16 protein-coding genes are annotated in these 17,594 nt (G+C 50.5%); 12 read left to right on the top strand and 4 right to left on the bottom strand.

Annotated features, from left to right (window positions below; genetic code table 11):
- The first annotated feature begins 198 nt into the window (after positions 1-198).
- Entirely contained in the window at positions 199-660 is a 462-nt protein-coding gene (locus DBZ16_RS11495) for a type IV pilin protein (protein ID WP_107814092.1), read from the top strand.
- Positions 661-833: 173 nt separating this feature from the next.
- Positions 834-1,283 (top strand): SRPBCC family protein, encoded by a 450-nt coding sequence (locus DBZ16_RS11490; RefSeq protein ID WP_107814091.1) that lies wholly within the window; start codon positions 834-836, stop codon positions 1,281-1,283.
- A 67-nt stretch (positions 1,284-1,350) separates the two neighbouring features.
- On the opposite strand, the gene pheA is transcribed toward DBZ16_RS11490, so the two are convergent.
- The gene (gene pheA / locus DBZ16_RS11485) at positions 1,351-2,439 is read right to left on the bottom strand and encodes a prephenate dehydratase (protein ID WP_107814090.1); all 1,089 of its coding nucleotides are present in this window, start codon (positions 2,437-2,439) and stop codon (positions 1,351-1,353) included.
- A 369-nt stretch (positions 2,440-2,808) separates the two neighbouring features.
- Between pheA and misR the strand changes: the two genes are divergently transcribed.
- The 7 genes from misR (at position 2,809) to rplS (ending at position 9,612) form a co-directional block, all read left to right on the top strand.
- Positions 2,809-3,486 (top strand): two-component system response regulator MisR, encoded by a 678-nt coding sequence (gene misR, locus DBZ16_RS11480; RefSeq protein WP_003740839.1) that lies wholly within the window; start codon positions 2,809-2,811, stop codon positions 3,484-3,486.
- A 15-nt stretch (positions 3,487-3,501) separates the two neighbouring features.
- Positions 3,502-4,917 carry a HAMP domain-containing sensor histidine kinase gene (locus tag DBZ16_RS11475; protein ID WP_107814089.1) on the top strand — a complete coding sequence of 472 codons (1,416 nt, stop codon included), beginning with the start codon at positions 3,502-3,504 and terminating at the stop codon, positions 4,915-4,917.
- A gap of 320 nt (positions 4,918-5,237) precedes the next feature.
- Positions 5,238-7,631, top strand: a complete 2,394-nt coding sequence (locus DBZ16_RS11470) for a bifunctional acetate--CoA ligase family protein/GNAT family N-acetyltransferase (RefSeq protein ID WP_107814088.1) — start codon at positions 5,238-5,240, stop codon at positions 7,629-7,631.
- 76 nt (positions 7,632-7,707) lie between these two features.
- Positions 7,708-7,956, top strand: coding sequence for a 30S ribosomal protein S16 (gene rpsP, locus DBZ16_RS11465; RefSeq protein ID WP_003740833.1), 249 nt, complete (start codon positions 7,708-7,710; stop codon positions 7,954-7,956).
- Positions 7,957-7,974: 18 nt separating this feature from the next.
- A complete protein-coding gene (gene rimM, locus DBZ16_RS11460; RefSeq protein ID WP_107814087.1) occupies positions 7,975-8,484 on the top strand; it encodes a ribosome maturation factor RimM in 510 nt (169 codons plus the stop codon).
- A complete protein-coding gene (gene trmD / locus DBZ16_RS11455) occupies positions 8,484-9,233 on the top strand; it encodes a tRNA (guanosine(37)-N1)-methyltransferase TrmD (protein ID WP_107814086.1) in 750 nt (249 codons plus the stop codon). The genes rimM and trmD overlap by 1 nt, the downstream gene beginning before the upstream one ends.
- Positions 9,234-9,246: 13 nt before the next feature.
- Complete coding sequence (rplS, locus tag DBZ16_RS11450; RefSeq protein WP_003740828.1) at positions 9,247-9,612, top strand: 50S ribosomal protein L19; 366 nt, start codon at positions 9,247-9,249, stop codon at positions 9,610-9,612.
- A gap of 154 nt (positions 9,613-9,766) precedes the next feature.
- On the opposite strand, the gene trhA is transcribed toward rplS, so the two are convergent.
- Complete coding sequence (gene trhA, locus DBZ16_RS11445; protein WP_107814085.1) at positions 9,767-10,384, bottom strand: PAQR family membrane homeostasis protein TrhA; 618 nt, start codon at positions 10,382-10,384, stop codon at positions 9,767-9,769.
- A gap of 143 nt (positions 10,385-10,527) precedes the next feature.
- The gene (locus tag DBZ16_RS11440; RefSeq protein ID WP_107814084.1) at positions 10,528-11,058 is read right to left on the bottom strand and encodes a tyrosine-protein phosphatase; all 531 of its coding nucleotides are present in this window, start codon (positions 11,056-11,058) and stop codon (positions 10,528-10,530) included.
- 323 nt (positions 11,059-11,381) lie between these two features.
- On the opposite strand from DBZ16_RS11440, the gene DBZ16_RS11430 reads away from it, so the two are divergent.
- From DBZ16_RS11430 to ubiB, 3 genes are all read left to right on the top strand, one after another.
- The gene (locus DBZ16_RS11430) at positions 11,382-12,860 is read left to right on the top strand and encodes a transferrin-binding protein-like solute binding protein (protein WP_240600363.1); all 1,479 of its coding nucleotides are present in this window, start codon (positions 11,382-11,384) and stop codon (positions 12,858-12,860) included.
- A 456-nt stretch (positions 12,861-13,316) separates the two neighbouring features.
- Positions 13,317-15,380, top strand: coding sequence for a glycine--tRNA ligase subunit beta (gene glyS / locus DBZ16_RS11425; RefSeq protein ID WP_107814081.1), 2,064 nt, complete (start codon positions 13,317-13,319; stop codon positions 15,378-15,380).
- A gap of 212 nt (positions 15,381-15,592) precedes the next feature.
- Positions 15,593-17,104, top strand: a complete 1,512-nt coding sequence (ubiB, locus tag DBZ16_RS11420; protein WP_107814080.1) for a ubiquinone biosynthesis regulatory protein kinase UbiB — start codon at positions 15,593-15,595, stop codon at positions 17,102-17,104.
- A gap of 141 nt (positions 17,105-17,245) precedes the next feature.
- On the opposite strand, the gene DBZ16_RS11415 is transcribed toward ubiB, so the two are convergent.
- Positions 17,246-17,500: a hypothetical protein gene (locus DBZ16_RS11415; RefSeq protein WP_107814079.1), complete on the bottom strand. Its 255-nt coding sequence runs from the start codon at positions 17,498-17,500 to the stop codon at positions 17,246-17,248.
- Between the last annotated feature and the right edge of the window lie 94 nt (positions 17,501-17,594).

Below are 17,594 nucleotides of genomic sequence, written 5' to 3'. Positions count from 1 at the left end.
TTAAATAAAAATAATCAAAACCCTTTTCCAGAATATTTCAACGTATTTACATATTTTCCCAATCTCAATATTTATCCAAACATTCAAAACAAGAGAAAAGAACTATAATTCAACATCTATCGAATACCACAACAGCCGCTTCCTCAAACCTTTCAGACGACCCGGCATGATAAATATAACAACACAATGACACTTACTATGAAAAACAAATCACAAGGTTTTACTCTCCCCGAGCTACTCGTTGTCGTCCTGATCATCGCGATTTTAGCGACGATCGGCTATCCCTCTTACCAACGCTACGTCCGCAAAACACGCTTGGAAAGCGTCCGTTCCGAGCTGCTGATCAACGCCCAAAACCTCGAGCGTTACTACGCCCAGCATGCGACCGTAAAAGCCGAAGCAGGCAATCCCTCGTTGCCCCCCTTGGTTCAAAACCAATATTTCAATATTTCCATCTTCAACTTCGAAGGTCCGGACGATAGCGCTAATCAAATCGTAAACTCCGCCTCCTCAAGATACATCCTCGAAGCCAAACCCACAGACGAATACAAGTCCACCGAGACCTGCTCCGTTTACCTCAACAGCGACGGCATCTTCTGGGCAAGCAATTCCAAAAATAATGAAGACTGCCCGGGCTTCGAACCCATCAGCCAAGAATAATTTGAACCTGTCGCCGCGATTCATCATAAAGGTCGTCTGAAAATTTTCAGACGACCTTTATTTATCCCTTTATCCATACAAAACCAACCCACACCGTTCAAAGTAATCATGAACTGATACCAACCGCACCACTCTTATCAATATCCCCATTTTTACCCACAACGGTCGATATCATGCTGACTTATACCCGCAGCGTCTGGCTGGATGCGCCGCTCGAACCGATATTCCGCTACTGCACTTCCCGACATGGATTTGCCCGTCAGTTCCCGTTTGACGTGCAATGGCTGTCGGAAAAGGAATACTGGGCACGTGGAGATATTTTGGATTTCAGATACAGAGTTTGCGGGATTTGGTTGCGGCATCGTGCCGAAATCATTTCGCTTGAGCCGAACCAATCGTTTACCGACTTGATGTTGCAAGGGATTTACCGCTCCTTCCGCCATACGCATGAATTCAATTTTTCCAGAGGGCGTACCTGTGTGACGGATACGGTGGAATTTACTTTCGGTTTGGGGAAAACGATTGATCGGCTAATCGGACTACCGACTTTGCGTCGGACATTTGAAAAACGCCACCGTTTATTGGAAGAATGGGCTGGTTACACTGAGAATGCAGCATATTAAAGATGTAGAAAAGGTCGTCTGAAACCGGTATCTCCGTTTTCAGACGACCTTCCTCATTCTCATTACATTACAAAACGGCTGCCGGATAAGAGCCGATGACTTTGACAAACGATGCGCGTTTACTCAAGAGCCGCAGTGCGTTTTGGACTTTTTCGTCGTTTTGATGTCCTTCGATATCAATGAAGAACAGGTATTCCCACAGCGCGGATTTGCTCGGGCGGCTTTCGAACTTGGTCATGGAAATGCCTGATTCGGTAAACGGCTGCAACAACGAAGCGACAGCACCGGCGCGGTTGGGCGCGGAGACTGCCAGCGAGGTTTTGTCGTTGCCGCTGCTGCCTGTATCTTGATGCCCCATGACCAAGAAGCGCGTGGTGTTGTTCGGCTCGTCTTCGATACATTCGGCGACATAGTTCAAATGATAAATATCGGCAGCGGTACGTCCTGCGATGGCGGCGATACTGGGGTCGTCTGATTCTGCCACCAGCCTTGCTGCTTCTCCATTACTGGAAACGGCGATGCGCTCGGCGTTGGGTAGGTTGCGCCCGAGCCAGTCGTTGCATTGCGCCAGCGCTTGGGCATGTGCGAAGACTTTTGTGATGCCGCCCAATTCGTGCGTACCTTTACGCAAGAGGTTGTGATGGATGCGGACAATGACTTCGCCGCAGGCTTTCAATGCGGTTACTGCCAGCAAATCCAAAGTGCGTCCGACCGAGCCTTCGGTCGAGTTTTCAACCGGCGCAACCAAATAATCCGCCTGCCGCGTTTCAACTTGTCGGAAACACTGGTCTATGGTTTGAAATGCGGCGGTATGGGCGGCATGGCCGAAATGTTTGATGGCTGCCTGCTGGGTAAACGTTCCCTGTGGACCGAGGTAGGCAATCGTCAGCGGACGCTCCAACGCCAAGCATTCGCTCATCACTTCGCGAAACAGTCTTGCGATGGACTCGTCAGGCAGCGGGCCTTGGTTCAAACTCTGAATCCGCCTCAATACTGCCACTTCGCGCTCGGGACGGTACACCGCACCCGTTCCTTTCAATTCGCCGATGGCGTGCGCATGGCCTGCGCGCTCGTTCAACAGGCGCAAAATCTCGGCATCGATTTCATCGATGGCATTGCGGTGCGGCAAAAGCTGTTCGTCAATGGATAAGGACATATCGACAAGCCCCTTTGTGATTCATTCATAGATATAAACAATCATTCTAACACCAAACAGGTCGCCTGAAAGCCTGAATACGTTTTCAGACGACCTGTTTTAGAATCTCTCTGTCCTTTCTCGAACACAGCCTTTACCGGCATCATTTTGCCGTCCGTTTGGCGCGTATCCGGCGTATATTTTGGGGATTTGGTACAGGGGTCGTCTGAAAATGTAAAGACAGCGTCCCTGCAATGCAAAAAAGCGCAAAAACATAGGAAAACAAGCTATCAAAAAACTCAAAATGCGTGTTAAGATTAGCCATCACTATCCGCCGCACCCGTTTATTTCGGGTTTGCGCAGCGCATACAATCACGAAAAGGAAATCCCATGAGTCGCGTATTACTCGTAGATGACGACGCTTTGCTGACTGAATTGCTCACCGAATACCTTACCGCCGAAGGATTGAACGTCCACAGCGTTCCGGACGGCGAAGCCGGTGTACACGAAATCCTGACCGGTCAGTACGATGTCGTCGTATTAGACTCCATGATGCCGAAAATGAACGGCTTGGACGTATTGAAAAACGTCCGCTCCCAAAGCACTGTTCCCATCATCATGCTGACCGCCAAAGGCGACGACATCGACCGCATCATCGGATTGGAAATGGGTGCGGACGACTATGTTCCGAAACCTTGCACCCCGCGCGAACTGTTGGCACGCATCAACGCCATCCTGCGCCGTGCGCAACAAAGCGGCGAGCCGAACAACGCGCCAAACAGCATTTCCGTGAGCGATGTTGTACTCTACCCTGCCAAACGTCAGGCGACCATCAAAGACACTCCGCTTGAGCTGACCAGCACCGAGTTCAACCTGCTCGAAGTCCTGATGCGCCACGCCGGACAAGTTGTCAGCAAAGAAACTTTGTCCATCGAAGCGCTTGACCGCAAACTGGCAAAATTCGACCGCAGCATCGACGTCCATATCTCCAGCATCCGCCACAAACTGGGCGATGCCTCGCTGATTCAGACCGTACGGGGCTTGGGCTACCTGTTTGTTAAAAACTAAAGATTAAACAGATCAATGAAACTGTTTCAACGCATCTTCGCCACATTTTGCGCAGTCATCGTCTGCGCAATCTTTGTGGCGAGTTTTTCTTTTTGGCTGGTGCAAAACACCCTTGCCGAAAACCAATTCAACCAACGCCGCACCATCGAAACCACTTTGATGAACAGCATCCTCTCCGCCTTTAGGGCGCGCGGGGACAGCGGTGCGCGCGAAATTTTGGCGGAATGGGAAGACAGCCCCGTCTCCAATTCCGTTTACGTCATTTTGGGCGACGAGAAAAAAGACATCCTCGACCGCAACATCGACGGACACACCATCGAACGCGCCCGCGTGTTTGCCATCAATAATCCCAATTCCGATTTGGCGCACATCGAATACGACCGTTTCGGCGAGGAATACCTCTTCTTTATCAAAGGTTGGGACAGCCATCAGGCGCAACGCCTGCCCAGCCCGCTCTTTATCCCGGGCCTGCCGCTCGCCCCGATTTGGCACGAATTCATCATCCTATCCTTCATCATCGTCGTCGGTCTGCTGATGGCGTACATCCTCGCCAGCAACATTACTAAGCCCATCAAAATCTTGGGCGGCGGTATGGACAGAGTGGCAAACGGCGAACTTGAAACCCGTATTTCACAACAAGTGGATGACCGCGACGACGAATTGTCCCACCTTGCCATCCAGTTCGACAAAATGGCGGAAAAACTGGAAAAACTCGTTGCCAAAGAACGCCACCTGCTGCACCACGTCTCCCACGAAATGCGCTCCCCCTTGGCGCGGATGCAGGCGATTGTCGGACTGATTCAGGCGCAGCCGCAAAAGCAGGAACAATATCTGAAAAGGCTGGAAGGCGAATTGACCCGCATGGATACCTTGGTTGGCGAATTGCTGACGCTTTCCCGTTTGGAAACATCCAACATCCCGTTGGAAAAAGAAAGCCTGAAGCTCGTCCCCTTCCTGAAAAACATCGTGGAAGACAACCAAAGCATCGCCCAGCAGAACAAACAAACCGTTACCCTTTCGGTCGAACCCAGAATCCCCGAAAATGCCACGGTCTGCGCCAACGAAGGCTATTTGTACCGCGCGTTTGACAACGTTATCCGCAACGCCATCAATTACAGCCCCGAAGGCAGTACCATCCGCGTCAATATCGGACAAGACGGCAAGCATTGGATTGTGGACGTTACCGACAACGGTCCCGGCGTGGACGAAATGCAACTGCCGCACATTTTCACCGCCTTTTACCGTGCCGATTCCAGCGCCAGCAAACCAGGCACGGGCTTAGGTCTTGCCCTGACCCAGCACATCATGGAGCAGCACAACGGCAAAATCATGGCTGAAAACATCAAGCCGAATGGTTTGAAAATGCACTTTATCCTGCCCAAAAAGAAAGCGAACGGCAAAGCGGAAAAGCCGCATCCTAAAACCACTTGACCATGAATGTTGCCAATCGGGGTTTGTAAACAAATTGCCACACCCCAAACCTATAAAAGGTCGTCTGAAAAGAACAAACCCTTACGTTCCCGCCTTTCAGACGACCTTTTATGCCATTTGTCATATATAATTCATATAAATAATTAAATCATTTATAGTTTGCATGTTCGCCATTCCAAGCAACAAACAAACTTTTCATTTACAACAAAAACAAATAATAAACACCGAATCCGGTTCATTTACACACGGCAACCCTTCCAACCCAAACCGCCCGAAAGGTCGTCTGAAACGCACCATCTACACACTGAAAAGGAGGCACCATGTCCGCCCAATCCATGTCCGGCTACTTCTTCATGCCCAACCACATCATCCTCGTGGGCGCGAGCGAACGCCCATACAGCTTGGGCGAACGCATCCTGAGCAACCTCCTGAGCGCACCGTTTCAAGGTCAAATCACACCCGTCAACCTCCGCCACCGCACGGTTGCCGGACTCACCTCCTACACCAATCTCAACAAAATCCCCGGCAGCGCCGACCTCGTCATCGCCGTAACGCCGCCTGACAGCTACGACGCCCTGTTTAAATCCTGCCGCAAAAAACAGTTCGGCCACATCATCCTCATCCAAGACTGGGAAAGCCTGTCCGACGACGAATGGCAGACCGCTGAAGCCGCCATCAAAAAACACCACGGCGACGAGCTCAACATCAGCGTGTGCAGTCCCGCCGGCGTACAGCTTCCATCGCAAAGCCTCAACATCAGCTCACAACCCGACCATCCGGCAGGCTACACCGCCCTTCTGACCGGACACGCCTCCGTCAGCAGCGAAATTAACCTCATGCTGCAAAAAATGGGACAGGGCATTTCGCGCCATATCAGCCTCAACTATCCACTCAGCCCCACCACTTCCGCCGACTGGCTCAACCGTTTCGGCCACAACCGCCACACCAAAGTCGCCGTCATCGAGCATAACCCAGCCGAAAACCAACGCAACCTGTTCAGCGCCATCCGCCATTTCGCCCGTCACACCCCGCTCATCCTCCACGTTACTCACTGTTCAGACGACACTGAAAAAGCCGTGTTGCGCTGTCTTGCACGTCATTGCAACTTCCTCGCCACATTCAGCAGCAGCGAACTCGAAGCCGCCCTGCATGCACGTTTATCCGACCTCCCTCCTCTGAACAGCATCGACATCCTGTCCAACACCCCTGCCGAGTGGCTGGAAACCTGCGCGCCTCAAAACCTAAAACTCCAATTCCCCACCGAGCAGCCAAACATCCGCCAAGGTTACATCGGCAGCACACCCACGCCCGCCCATTACCACAGCATCGCCAGCCAACAACTTCAAAACACCCATACCGAAGCCCTGCTCGCCATCGTCTCCCCGACCGACAGCCCTGACGAAAAAAATCTGACCCGCACCCTGAGCATGCTGGCGAAACACACTGCCAAACCCCTACTTGTCAGCAGCCGCTTTTCAGACGACCTCCTGCATTTCGACCGTCCTGAACAAGCCCTGCAAGCCTTATCGTTCCGAAACATTGCCGACCAACTCCAAAAAGAGCAGTTACGCATCGCCACGCCTAAAAAAGGTCGTCTGAAAACCCCGCAAGCAAGAAACATTACCAAAGCCCTCGCTTCAAAAGACCTACCCTTGCTTGCCGAAGCCCTGTGCCTGCCCGCTTATCAGCACACCACGCATAACGCGGTGCAATTCCGTTTTCAACGCCATACCGTCTATGGCGAAATCCTGACCGTATGCCATCAAGGTAGAACCACCGCCGCGCTCCCGCCGTTTTCTACGCTGGACATTGAACACATCGCCCATTTCGCCCAACTTGAAAACACGCATATCCTCAACCAACTCTTGCACACCTTAAACACACTCGGCCAACGGCAACAATACATCGGCGAAATCCTGCTCAACCTCAACGGCGACCAATACAGCAGCGACTTTATCTTGCAGGCTGACGAACGCCCCTCCCCGAAAAACAAATCAACCAATATAGCCACCCTCAAGCTCGAACAAGCCGCCGCCAAAGTACAGACCGCAGCGGAATACCTGCGCAGCAAAAATCCTGCTGCCGCCGAGTTCCTCCGCAATACCGGCGAAGCTGCCGCCGAACTTTTGGGCGCAAAAACCGAAAGCGACGCCCCCATCCAAAACGTACTCGCCCCCTACCCGACCGAGCATCCTGCCACGTTTACCCTGAAAAACGGCGAAACCGTAACCATCCGCCCCTTCACCCCCGAAGACGCAGAAGCCAAGCAACAATTCGTCCGCAGCCTTTCTCCGCAAGCGCGCTACACCCGTTTCATGACCCACACCAACGAATTGCCCATCCCCACCCTCGCGCGCTTCAGCAAACTCGACTACCACAGCGAAGCCGCATGGACGGCACGCAATTCAGACGACCTCATCGTCGCCGTCAGCCGCTTCAGCCGCATCAACCGCAACGAATGCGAATTCGGCATCACGCTTGCCGAAAACGTGCGCGGCAAAGGGTTAGCAGCAGAAATGATGAAGCTGATTATCCAATCGGCAACACAACAAGGCTACCGCGTCATGAGTGCCCAAATACTCAAATCCAACACCCCTATGCTTAAACTTGCTGAAAAATCAGGCTTTACCATCACCCCCTCCGAAGAAGACAACACTTTGTGCCAAGCGCACCTCAGCCTGACCACTCCGCAAAACAGCAACAAAAACAAATAAAAACTTGCATGAACAACGCAAAATATCCTAAAATTAGCGGTTTCTTATCTATCCGATTTTCTCAAAAGGACTCAAAATGGTAGTTATCCGTTTGGCTCGCGGTGGTTCTAAACACCGTCCCTTCTTCCACGTAGTCGTTGCCGACTCCCACAACCGTCGCGACGGTCGCTTCATTGAACGCGTTGGCTTCTACAACCCTGTTGCCAATGAAAAACAAGAGCGCGTACGCCTCCAAGCCGACCGCCTGAACCACTGGATTGCCCAAGGCGCACAAGTCAGCGACGCAGTTGCAAAACTGATTAAAGAACAAAAAGCTGCTGCTTAATCACCGGCTAATCTTGCTATGACCGACACTCGACAACGGGTAGCCATGGGCTACATCAAAGGCGTATTCGGCATCAAAGGCTGGCTCAAAATAGCCGCCAATACAGAATACGCCGACAGCCTCCTGGACTACCCTGAGTGGCAGTTAAGCAAAGACGGTAAAACCCTGAATGTTACACTCGAAGCCGGCAAAATTGTCAGCGGAGAGCTTCAGGTCAAATTCGAAGGGATAGACGATCGCGATCAAGCTTTTGCCCTGCGCGGCTATACCATCGAAATCCCCCGAGAAGAATTCGCCCCTACCGAGGAAGACGAATACTATTGGGCAGATTTAGTCGGCATGACCGTTGTCAACAAAAACGATATCGTGCTCGGCAAAGTAACAAACCTGATGGAAACTGGTGCCAACGATGTTTTGATGATTAATGGGGAACATGGTCAAATTCTGATCCCGTTCGTATCCAACTACATCGAAACCGTCGATACCGAAAGCAAAACCATTACCGCCGACTGGGGCTTAGACTACTGATGTTGATTCAAGCCATCACCATCTTCCCCGAAATGTTCGACAGCATTACCGAATACGGCGTAACCGGTCGCGCAAAAAAACAAAACTTTTGGCAATTCCAAGCCATCAATCCCCGTAAATTCGCCGACAACAAACTCGGTTATATTGACGATCGCCCCTTTGGCGGAGGTCCGGGAATGATTATGATGGCGCCGCCGCTGCAAGCAGCGATAGAAGAAGCCAAACAAACATCTTCAGCTCCTGCAAAAGTCATCTATCTTAGTCCGCAAGGTCAGCCGCTAACCCATAAAAAAGCCGTAGAACTTGCAAAATCTCCGCATCTCATACTGCTTTGCGGACGATACGAAGGAATTGACGAACGCCTGTTGCAAAGCAGCGTAGATGAAGAAATCAGCATAGGCGATTTTGTCGTTTCCGGCGGAGAGCTGCCCGCCATGATGCTGATGGATGCCGTACTCAGACTGATACCCGGCGTATTGGGCGATATACAGTCAGCCGAGCAGGACTCATTTTCAGACGACCTGCTAGACTGCCCCCATTACACCAAACCTTTAGAATTCCAAGGCATGACTGTTCCCGACGTATTGCGTTCAGGCAATCATGGCTTGATAGCCGAATGGCGGTTGAAACAATCGCTGCGGCGCACTCTGGAGCGCAGACCAGACCTACTGGAAAAGCGCAGTTTAATCCCAAAGGAATCCCGCCTCTTAAAAGAAATCTTGCAAGAGCAACAGGAAATCCAATCATAATTTAGGAAAAACAATGAACCTGATTCAACAATTAGAGCAAGAAGAAATTGCTCGCCTGAACAAAGATATCCCCGAATTCGCACCGGGCGACACCGTAGTCGTTTCCGTACGCGTAGTAGAGGGTTCACGCAGCCGTCTGCAAGCTTACGAAGGCGTTGTTATCGCCCGTCGTAACCGCGGCTTGAACAGCAACTTCATCGTCCGCAAAATTTCCAGCGGCGAAGGCGTTGAGCGTACCTTCCAACTCTACTCCCCTACCGTAGAAAAAATCGAAGTAAAACGCCGCGGTGACGTCCGTCGCGCCAAACTGTACTACCTGCGCGGCCTGACCGGTAAAGCGGCCCGCATTAAAGAAAAATTACCTGCCCGTAAAGGTTAAGCAAAAGAATTGCAAAACAAAATCCCTACTTTTCAGTGGGGATTTTTTTTACATTATCTTTCTATCATTCTGCAACAAATTCAATCACAGATAAGATTTCGGTTACCACCCTACAACCAAAACCTTAGAATAACTTCTGTAAACCGTCAGCCTCTTAAAGTACATAAAAATAGATGCAGATAAATTGAGCCAAGCTTCCACCAAGAACAAACAAATGCCAAATACCATGACCATGTTTAATCTTTTTATCATTCACAAACCAATAGATACCGACGCTATACAATATACCGCCCAACGCAAGCCAAAACAGCCCTGCAGATGAAAGCGATTGAACCAATGGAAATAAAGCAACCAAAATCAACCATCCCATCACCACATAAATAATCATGGACAAGAGCCGTTTTTCACTCTTTCTCCCTATCGTAAGCTCTTGAATAATCCCTAAAAACGCCAACCCCCACGACACACCGAAGAGCGACCAACCCCATTCCCCCTTAAGAGGAATCAAAGTAAACGGGGTATAGCTGCCTGCAATCAACAGATAAATCATGCAATGATCTACTTTTTGCAAAACAGCCTTGATTTTAGGTTGGGGAATACTGTGGTACAACGTTGAGCCCAGATAAAGCAAAGACAGGCAAACGCCATAAGTGATCGCACTAGCAAGTTGATATGAATCATCCGCCTTGATAATCATCAGCACCAATGCCGCAACGGCCAGTATGGCGCCGATTAAATGAGTATACGCATTAAAGCGTTCACCGTGATACATAAGAATCGTTCTTAGCTTAAAGAGAACGGCAAAGTGTACGCCAAACACAATGTCACAAGCGCAAGAAAATGATAAAGATAAGTTAAAACCAACACCGTTATCATTCCAAGACGCCTAATCCAGGCCTTACCTTACATTCAACATCATCCCTCTTTTCGCAAACGTTCCAAATGTTCGCGCACTTCCTGTACCTTTTCTTCGGTAAACAAATTCTCAATATTTTTCCAGATACTATGGTAACCATAAGGACCGTGTTGCATTTCCAACCTAGCCTCTTCCACTGACCAACCCTGATAAATAATACGGTACATTCCGGAAATCAAACCCGTACGGTCAGCACCATGGTAGCAATGAACCAATACAGGACCGTATTTCTGCTGCTTTTCAATTAAGAAAAGAGTTTGCGCGATATCTTTAGGCTTAATTTTCCACGTCAACAAAGGACGGTTCAGCAGCATCAAATTGCGGCCTTTTAAATGTGTTTCATTGTCGTTCCGATCAAAAAAACGCAGATTAATTACGCTACGGATACCGAGTTGCTCAATCAGCTCCCCATCTTCCGCAACCGGCTGCTCACTGCGGTAAAGCTTATCGTCAATACGGTACAAATTAGCATCTTGCTTTACCAAAGTCGCCCAACGGGCGGAAGCGGTAGAAATATCTTGAGGAGTCATAGGAGTGGAGCACGCAGCGAGGAAACATGAACACAAAATTACAGACACAAAATGACGCATAAATTCTTCTCTAAAATAAAACGTGATTGTAATGGCAGGTCGTCTGAAAACGAAGCCCGATTAAAGCAGACAACCGCAACCGGCAGCTTCAAGCATTTTCAGACGACCTTTATGTCGTACAAATCAAACACAAACTGTATATCGATGGACAATTATCCCAACAAATGTAAAAAACAGTTTATTTTTGTCATAATTATATCTATGATAATACTTTATGCCATTTGATAAAAAGCACCATTCCAATCAACAAAAAAGGGGACAATATGTCTGCAATCAACACTAAAATCAAAACCATCATTTTAACCGCCATCAGCGCGGCAATCCTGTCTGCCTGTGGAGGCGGCGGTGGCAGCGGTGGCGCATCCACTCTTTCCACTGGATCAACCAGCACAAGTGGCAACGGCAGCCCTGCTAAAAACAGCAGCCCAAGCAATGCCGCCCCCAGCGCTACCAACAACAATAATGGCAATACCGTAGCAGCAGCTACCCCTAGTCATAACCGCGCTGACAATCTCGCGGACTTGATTGATGAAGCACCGCTTGAAGCAGTAAATGGCGCTACACCACTGCACACCAGCTTTATCTCCTCCGCCACTGCACAACAAGGCAATCCAAATGCCCAGTTACGTCTTACCAGAACAGCAGACGGAAAAGAATATACAGGTGATTTCTACCTTACCGACAGCAAAGAAAACAATCAAAACGGTTTAATTAGCTCATTGGATTTCAAAAACAATGACGAAGTAAAATTGGACGGCGTAGTAATTGCCAACCAAAATGCCACTCAAGTCAATTGGACTACACCATATTCCCTGATTATGAAAGTATTTTCAGGCGGAAATACGAAAAGTGATGGTGGTCCACAAAACGGTAAGATAGGTGGTGACAGCAAAAACTTTATTAATGGTCGCGCCTCAATCGACGAGAAGATTACCGAACTGTACACTCAAATCGAAACAGCCAAAGAGACTTTAAAACAAGCTAAAGAGAAAGGCGATGCTGATGCTATCGCAAAAGCTCAGGCAAAACTTGACGAATTGAACGATTTATATGGTCGTCTTCGTGATGCGCGTCCTGCTATAGCTACCGAAGCCAAAAGCTTGGCAGATAAATTGGCATACTTTAGAAAAGGCAACTTGGTTACCGGGGATGGTAAGCATCTCGTTTTTGACAAACGCTTCGACGGTGTATACATCATTCAATTTACTGATGGCACACAAATCGTTATGCACGACCCCGCTGCAGCCGGTTGGGCTTATCAAACCTTTGCATACTATTTTGATCCCAAAAACGATGTCGCATTCGGCTATCAAAGCCTGGGCGATGAAACCAAGTTCACCGACCTGCCTGAAAAAGGTACGGCAACTTACAACGGCTTGACTACTGCCTATGTTGTGAAAGGTAACCAAAGCCGTCAGCTGACAGCGGATGTTAAAGCCATTGCTGATTTCGGCTTGAAAGGCGTACGCTTTGAGACTTCCAATTCCCAATTCCACTCCCTCGACGCCAACGGCCGCCGTGTAAGCGAAGCTGATGCGAAGTACGACATGAAAGGTACGGCAAAATGGGAAAACGGCAACCTCTTCCTGGGTTCGGTTGAAGCAGCCGCAGCAGGTCTGAAAGGTAATTTGAGCGGTAAATTCTACGGTGCAAAAGCTGCTGAAATCGGCGGTACTTACGGTCTGAAAAACCAAGACGGCAGCGAACACCTCATCGGTGGTTACGGCGCGAAACGTCAATAATCCTAATTACCGTTTCCTTTAAATAAAAAAGGTCGTCTGAAAGACTGTTTGCAGTTTCAGACGACCTTTTTCTTTTACCTACCAAACATACCCGCACCAATATGAAAGCGCATAACACGATTACCCAATGCAGCGACAAATTGATTTGAAATCAGCGAAAAACAAGGAAGTTATCCTTATCCGGCAGCTTTGCCTCTTATCTTCATCACCCTCTACCCGCTTCTATTACCAACTTCTCTAATAATCACGCCGCAGAGAAGGCGCAATTGTGGCATAATCTGCACCAAATCAAACAGACATCGGCAATGCACACCATACCGGCGCGCCGATCCGATGGCTTTATCACCAAACTTTCAGACAAATCAAATCAAGACGGGGTTTCCAGCCAGAGATCGTCTGAAAGTATCCGCTTCAACGAAATTAAAACCGACAAATGTAAAGAGCAGAAAGTCTCCCATGACAACCCAAACCCTTTTAATCGAACTCCTTACCGAAGAACTCCCCCCCAAAGCCCTGAATAATTTAGGCAATCACTTCGCCGCTTCTGTTGCCGAAGGCTTGGAAAAAGCGCAACTGATTGACGGCGAAGCCGAATTTACCGCCTACGCCTCGCCGCGCCGTTTGGCCGTTCAAATCAAAAACGTCAAAGCCGTTCAAGCCGATCAGAAAATCGTGAAAAAAGGTCCTGCCGTGGCGAATGCCATGAAAGACGGCGCGCCGACCAAGGCTTTGGAAGGCTTCGCGCGCGGTGCGGGGGCGAAAATCGAAGACTTGACCATCGTCCACGACGGCAAGCAGGATGTGTACGCCTACGAATATGTCCAAACCGGCAAACCGCTGGGCGAACTTTTGGAAGACATTATCAATCAAGCCGTTAAGAAACTGCCGATTCCGAAAGTGATGCGTTGGGGCAGCAGCACGTTTACCTTTGTGCGCCCCGTTCACGGGCTGATTGTGCTGCATGGCGACGACATTGTGAACGTCAGCGTCTTGGGCCTGCAAAGCGGCAATCAAACCTTGGGACACCGCTTCCTTTCCAGCGGCGAAATCACCATTGAAAACGCCGACAGCTACGCTGCACAAATGCGTGAGCAAGGCAAAGTCGTCGCTTCGTTTGCCGAGCGCAAAGCCGCGATTCAGACGGCCTTGAACGAGCAGGCAGGTCGTCTGAAAGCGACCGTTGCCGCAGATGAAGCCCTGTTGGACGAAGTTACCGCGCTGGTCGAATACCCCGTTGTTTTGGAAGCTGGTTTTGAAGAACATTTCCTCGCCGTGCCGCAGGAATGCCTGATTCTGACCATGCAGCAAAACCAAAAATACTTCCCGCTGCTCGACCAAAACGGCAAGCTGATGAACCGCTTCCTGCTGGTCTCCAACCTGCAAACCGAAGACCCGTCGCACATCATCCAAGGCAACGAACGCGTTTTGCGGGCGCGCCTGTCTGATGCCGAGTTCTTCTACAAACAAGACCAGAAAGCGACTTTGGAAAGCCGCCTGCCCAAGTTGGCAAACGTGGTGTACCACAACAAAATCGGCTCGCAAGCCGAACGCATCGAACGCCTGCAAAGCATCGCCGCCCACATCGCTAAAGCTTTAGGCGCGGACGCTGCCGCAGCCGAACGCGCCGCGCGTTTGGCGAAAGCCGACTTGGTGACCGAAATGGTCGGCGAATTCCCCGAACTGCAAGGCACGATGGGCAAATACTATGCCCGTTTGGACGGCGAAACCGAAGAAATCGCCGAAGCCGTCGAGCAGCACTACCAACCGCGTTTCGCCGGCGACAATCTGCCGAACGGCAAAGTCGCTACTGCCGTTGCACTTGCCGACAAATTGGAAACCTTGGTCGGCATTTGGGGCATCGGTCTGATTCCGACCGGCGACAAAGACCCCTACGCCCTGCGCCGCGCTGCCTTGGGTATCCTGCGGATGCTGATGCAGTATGGTTTGGACGTGAACGAGCTGATTCAGACGACCTTCGACAGCTTCCCCAAAGGTTTGCTCAACGAGAAAACGTCGTCTGAAACCGCCGACTTCATGCAGGCGCGCCTTGCCGTATTGCTGCAAAACGACTATCCGCAAGACATCGTCGCCGCTGTACTCGCCAAACAGCCGCGCCGTTTGGACGATTTGACCGCCAAACTGCAAGCCGTTGCCGCGTTCAAACAACTGCCCGAAGCCGCCGCGCTCGCCGCCGCCAACAAGCGCGTGCAAAACCTGCTGAAAAAAGCCGATGCCGAGTTGGGCGAAGTCAATGAAAGCCTGCTGCAACAGGATGAAGAAAAAGCCCTGTACGCCGCCGCACAAGGCTTGCAGCCGAAAATCGCCGCCGCCGTTGCCGATGGCAATTTCCAAACTGCCTTGTCCGAACTGGCTTCCGTCAAGCCGCAAGTCGACGCTTTCTTCGACGGCGTGATGGTAATGGCTGAAGATTCCGCCGTAAAACAAAACCGCCTGAACCTGCTGAACCGCTTGGCAGAGCAAATGAACGCGGTAGCGGATATTGCGCTCTTGGGCGAATAATATAAAGCCGTAAACAAAAGGTCGTCTGAAAACGGGCAAGCAGCTTTGCCCAACGTTTTCAGACGACCTTTTTGATTCTATGAATCTAACGCCATCCGCCCACGCACAAAGCCAATTCCTGCCCACATCCTTGTCCTAGCCCCATACCATTCCGTGTGGGCAAGGCCTATTTACTATATAATTTCGACTTTCAGCATTTTCCGCGCTTAATCATGAAACGGCTCAAACGCATCAAAACCATCCTCCGCACGCTTTACCTCTACCACCTCGCCGAGCTGTTTGCCGCGCTTGTCCGTCCGGGCTGGGCGCGGACGCTGTTGAAAATGTTGCCGCAGTCGTCTGAATTTGAAAACGAAGCGCCTGCCGTCCGCCTGCGCCTTGCCCTAGAAAGCCTAGGGCCGATTTTCATCAAATTCGGACAAGTTCTGTCCACGCGCCCCGATTTGATTCCGCATGATTACGCGGTCGAATTGGCAAAGCTGCAAGACAAAGTCCCGCCGTTTGACGCGCAGCTTTCACGGAAGCAAATCGAAAAATCGCTGGGGCAATCCATCGAAACGCTGTATGCTGAATTTGAAACCGAACCCGTCGCCAGCGCATCCATCGCCCAAGTACACAAAGCCCGCCTGCATTCGGGCGAACAAGTGGCGGTCAAAGTCTTGCGCCCCAACCTTTTGCCCGTGATTGAACAGGATTTGTCGCTGATGCGCTTCGGCGCGGCTTGGGTCGAGCGTCTGTTTGCCGACGGCAAGCGTTTGAAACCGCGCGAAGTAGTAGCGGAATTTGACAAATATCTGCATGACGAGTTGGACTTGATGCGCGAAGCCGCCAATGCCAGCCAGCTCGGACGCAATTTCCAAAACAGCGATATGCTGATTGTGCCTAAAGTGTTTTACGACTACTGCACCAGCAACGTGCTGACCATCGAATGGATGGACGGCACGCCCGTATCGGAAATCGCCAAACTCAAAGCCGACGGCATTGATTTGCACAAACTCGCCGATTACGGCGTGGAAATCTTCTTCACGCAAGTCTTCCGCGACGGCTTTTTCCATGCCGATATGCACCCCGGCAACATTTTGGTCGCCGCCGACAACCGCTACATCGCCCTCGACTTCGGCATCGTCGGCACGCTGACCGATTACGACAAACGCTATCTCGCTATCAACTTCCTCGCCTTTTTCAACCGCGACTACCACCGCGTCGCCACCGCCCACATCGAATCGGGCTGGGTGCCTGCCGACACGCGCGCGGAAGAATTGGAAGCCGCCGTCCGCGCCGTATGCGAGCCTGTGTTCAACAAACCGATTTCACAAATTTCCTTCGGCTTGGTGCTGATGCGCCTGTTTGAAGTCAGCCGGCGCTTCAATGTCGAAATCCAGCCGCAGCTTGTGTTGCTGCAAAAAACGCTGCTCAACATCGAAGGCTTGGGACGGCAGCTTGATCCCGATTTGGACTTGTGGAAAACTGCCAAACCGTTTTTAGTGAAGTGGATGAACGAACAGGTCGGTCCGAAAGCCTTTTTGCGCAACCTCAAAAACGAAGCCCCCGATTGGGCGCAAATCATCCCTTCCCTACCGCGCAAAATCAGCGCGCTGGTTGACGAAAACCGCCAGCAGGAAATGCGCGATGCCTATATCCATTTGGTCAAAGTGCAGCAACGGCAAAGCATGTGGCTGGGCGTGATTGCGGTTATTTTGTTTCTGATTTTGCTGTTTGATTAAAAATCTATGTACACAAAAGGTCGTCTGAAAATGAAGTGGTGGTTTTAGAAAAACCCGCTACTGCGTTTTCAGACGACCTTTTTATTATAGATTTAAATAAAACACCCTCCACAACCGTAGCGTGGGCCTCTCCCACGAAAATCAGGATATCTTGTCCATCGCCCAAAAACAAAATAGACCGATACGTTTCTCGCGGGCAAAGCCCACGCTACTTCTTCCGCTCATTACCGAGGTCGTCTGAAAACACGGATTACGGCTAGGCAAACCCGCTACCCTTGTTTTCAGACGACCTTGGATTATGGATTTGAATAAAACGCGCACTTCAACCGCAGCATGGGCTTCGCCCACTAAAATCAGGATATTTTGCCCCTCGTCCCAAACAAAATTGACCAACATAATTTCTCGCGGGCAAAGCCCACGCTACTTTTCCACTCATTATCGAGGTCGTCTGAAAACGCTAAACCGTTCCCATCGCATGGAAACCGCGCTT

The organism is Neisseria sicca (assembly GCF_003044565.1).
In the GTDB taxonomy this organism is placed as follows: Bacteria; Pseudomonadota; Gammaproteobacteria; order Burkholderiales; family Neisseriaceae; genus Neisseria; species Neisseria sicca_A.
The sequence above is the reverse complement of the archived record's forward strand: the minus strand, read 5'-3'. Positions and strand labels throughout refer to the sequence as shown.

Bases quoted from the DNA above. Each gene is read 5' to 3' on its own strand.
- ubiB (WP_107814080.1), top strand. From the start codon at position 15,593: ATGAAACGGCTCAAACGCATCAAAACCATCCTCCGCACGCTTTACCTC.
- DBZ16_RS11495 (WP_107814092.1), top strand. From the start codon at position 199: ATGAAAAACAAATCACAAGGTTTTACTCTCCCCGAGCTACTCGTTGTC.
- DBZ16_RS11490 (WP_107814091.1), top strand. From the start codon at position 834: ATGCTGACTTATACCCGCAGCGTCTGGCTGGATGCGCCGCTCGAACCG.
- DBZ16_RS11440 (WP_107814084.1), bottom strand. From the start codon at position 11,058: ATGACTCCTCAAGATATTTCTACCGCTTCCGCCCGTTGGGCGACTTTG.
- rimM (WP_107814087.1), top strand. From the start codon at position 7,975: ATGACCGACACTCGACAACGGGTAGCCATGGGCTACATCAAAGGCGTA.
- rpsP (WP_003740833.1), top strand. From the start codon at position 7,708: ATGGTAGTTATCCGTTTGGCTCGCGGTGGTTCTAAACACCGTCCCTTC.
- DBZ16_RS11475 (WP_107814089.1), top strand. From the start codon at position 3,502: ATGAAACTGTTTCAACGCATCTTCGCCACATTTTGCGCAGTCATCGTC.
- DBZ16_RS11470 (WP_107814088.1), top strand. From the start codon at position 5,238: ATGTCCGCCCAATCCATGTCCGGCTACTTCTTCATGCCCAACCACATC.
- misR (WP_003740839.1), top strand. From the start codon at position 2,809: ATGAGTCGCGTATTACTCGTAGATGACGACGCTTTGCTGACTGAATTG.
- DBZ16_RS11430 (WP_240600363.1), top strand. From the start codon at position 11,382: ATGTCTGCAATCAACACTAAAATCAAAACCATCATTTTAACCGCCATC.
- trhA (WP_107814085.1), bottom strand. From the start codon at position 10,384: ATGTATCACGGTGAACGCTTTAATGCGTATACTCATTTAATCGGCGCC.
- DBZ16_RS11415 (WP_107814079.1), bottom strand. From the start codon at position 17,500: ATGTTGGTCAATTTTGTTTGGGACGAGGGGCAAAATATCCTGATTTTA.
- glyS (WP_107814081.1), top strand. From the start codon at position 13,317: ATGACAACCCAAACCCTTTTAATCGAACTCCTTACCGAAGAACTCCCC.
- pheA (WP_107814090.1), bottom strand. From the start codon at position 2,439: ATGTCCTTATCCATTGACGAACAGCTTTTGCCGCACCGCAATGCCATC.
- trmD (WP_107814086.1), top strand. From the start codon at position 8,484: ATGTTGATTCAAGCCATCACCATCTTCCCCGAAATGTTCGACAGCATT.
- rplS (WP_003740828.1), top strand. From the start codon at position 9,247: ATGAACCTGATTCAACAATTAGAGCAAGAAGAAATTGCTCGCCTGAAC.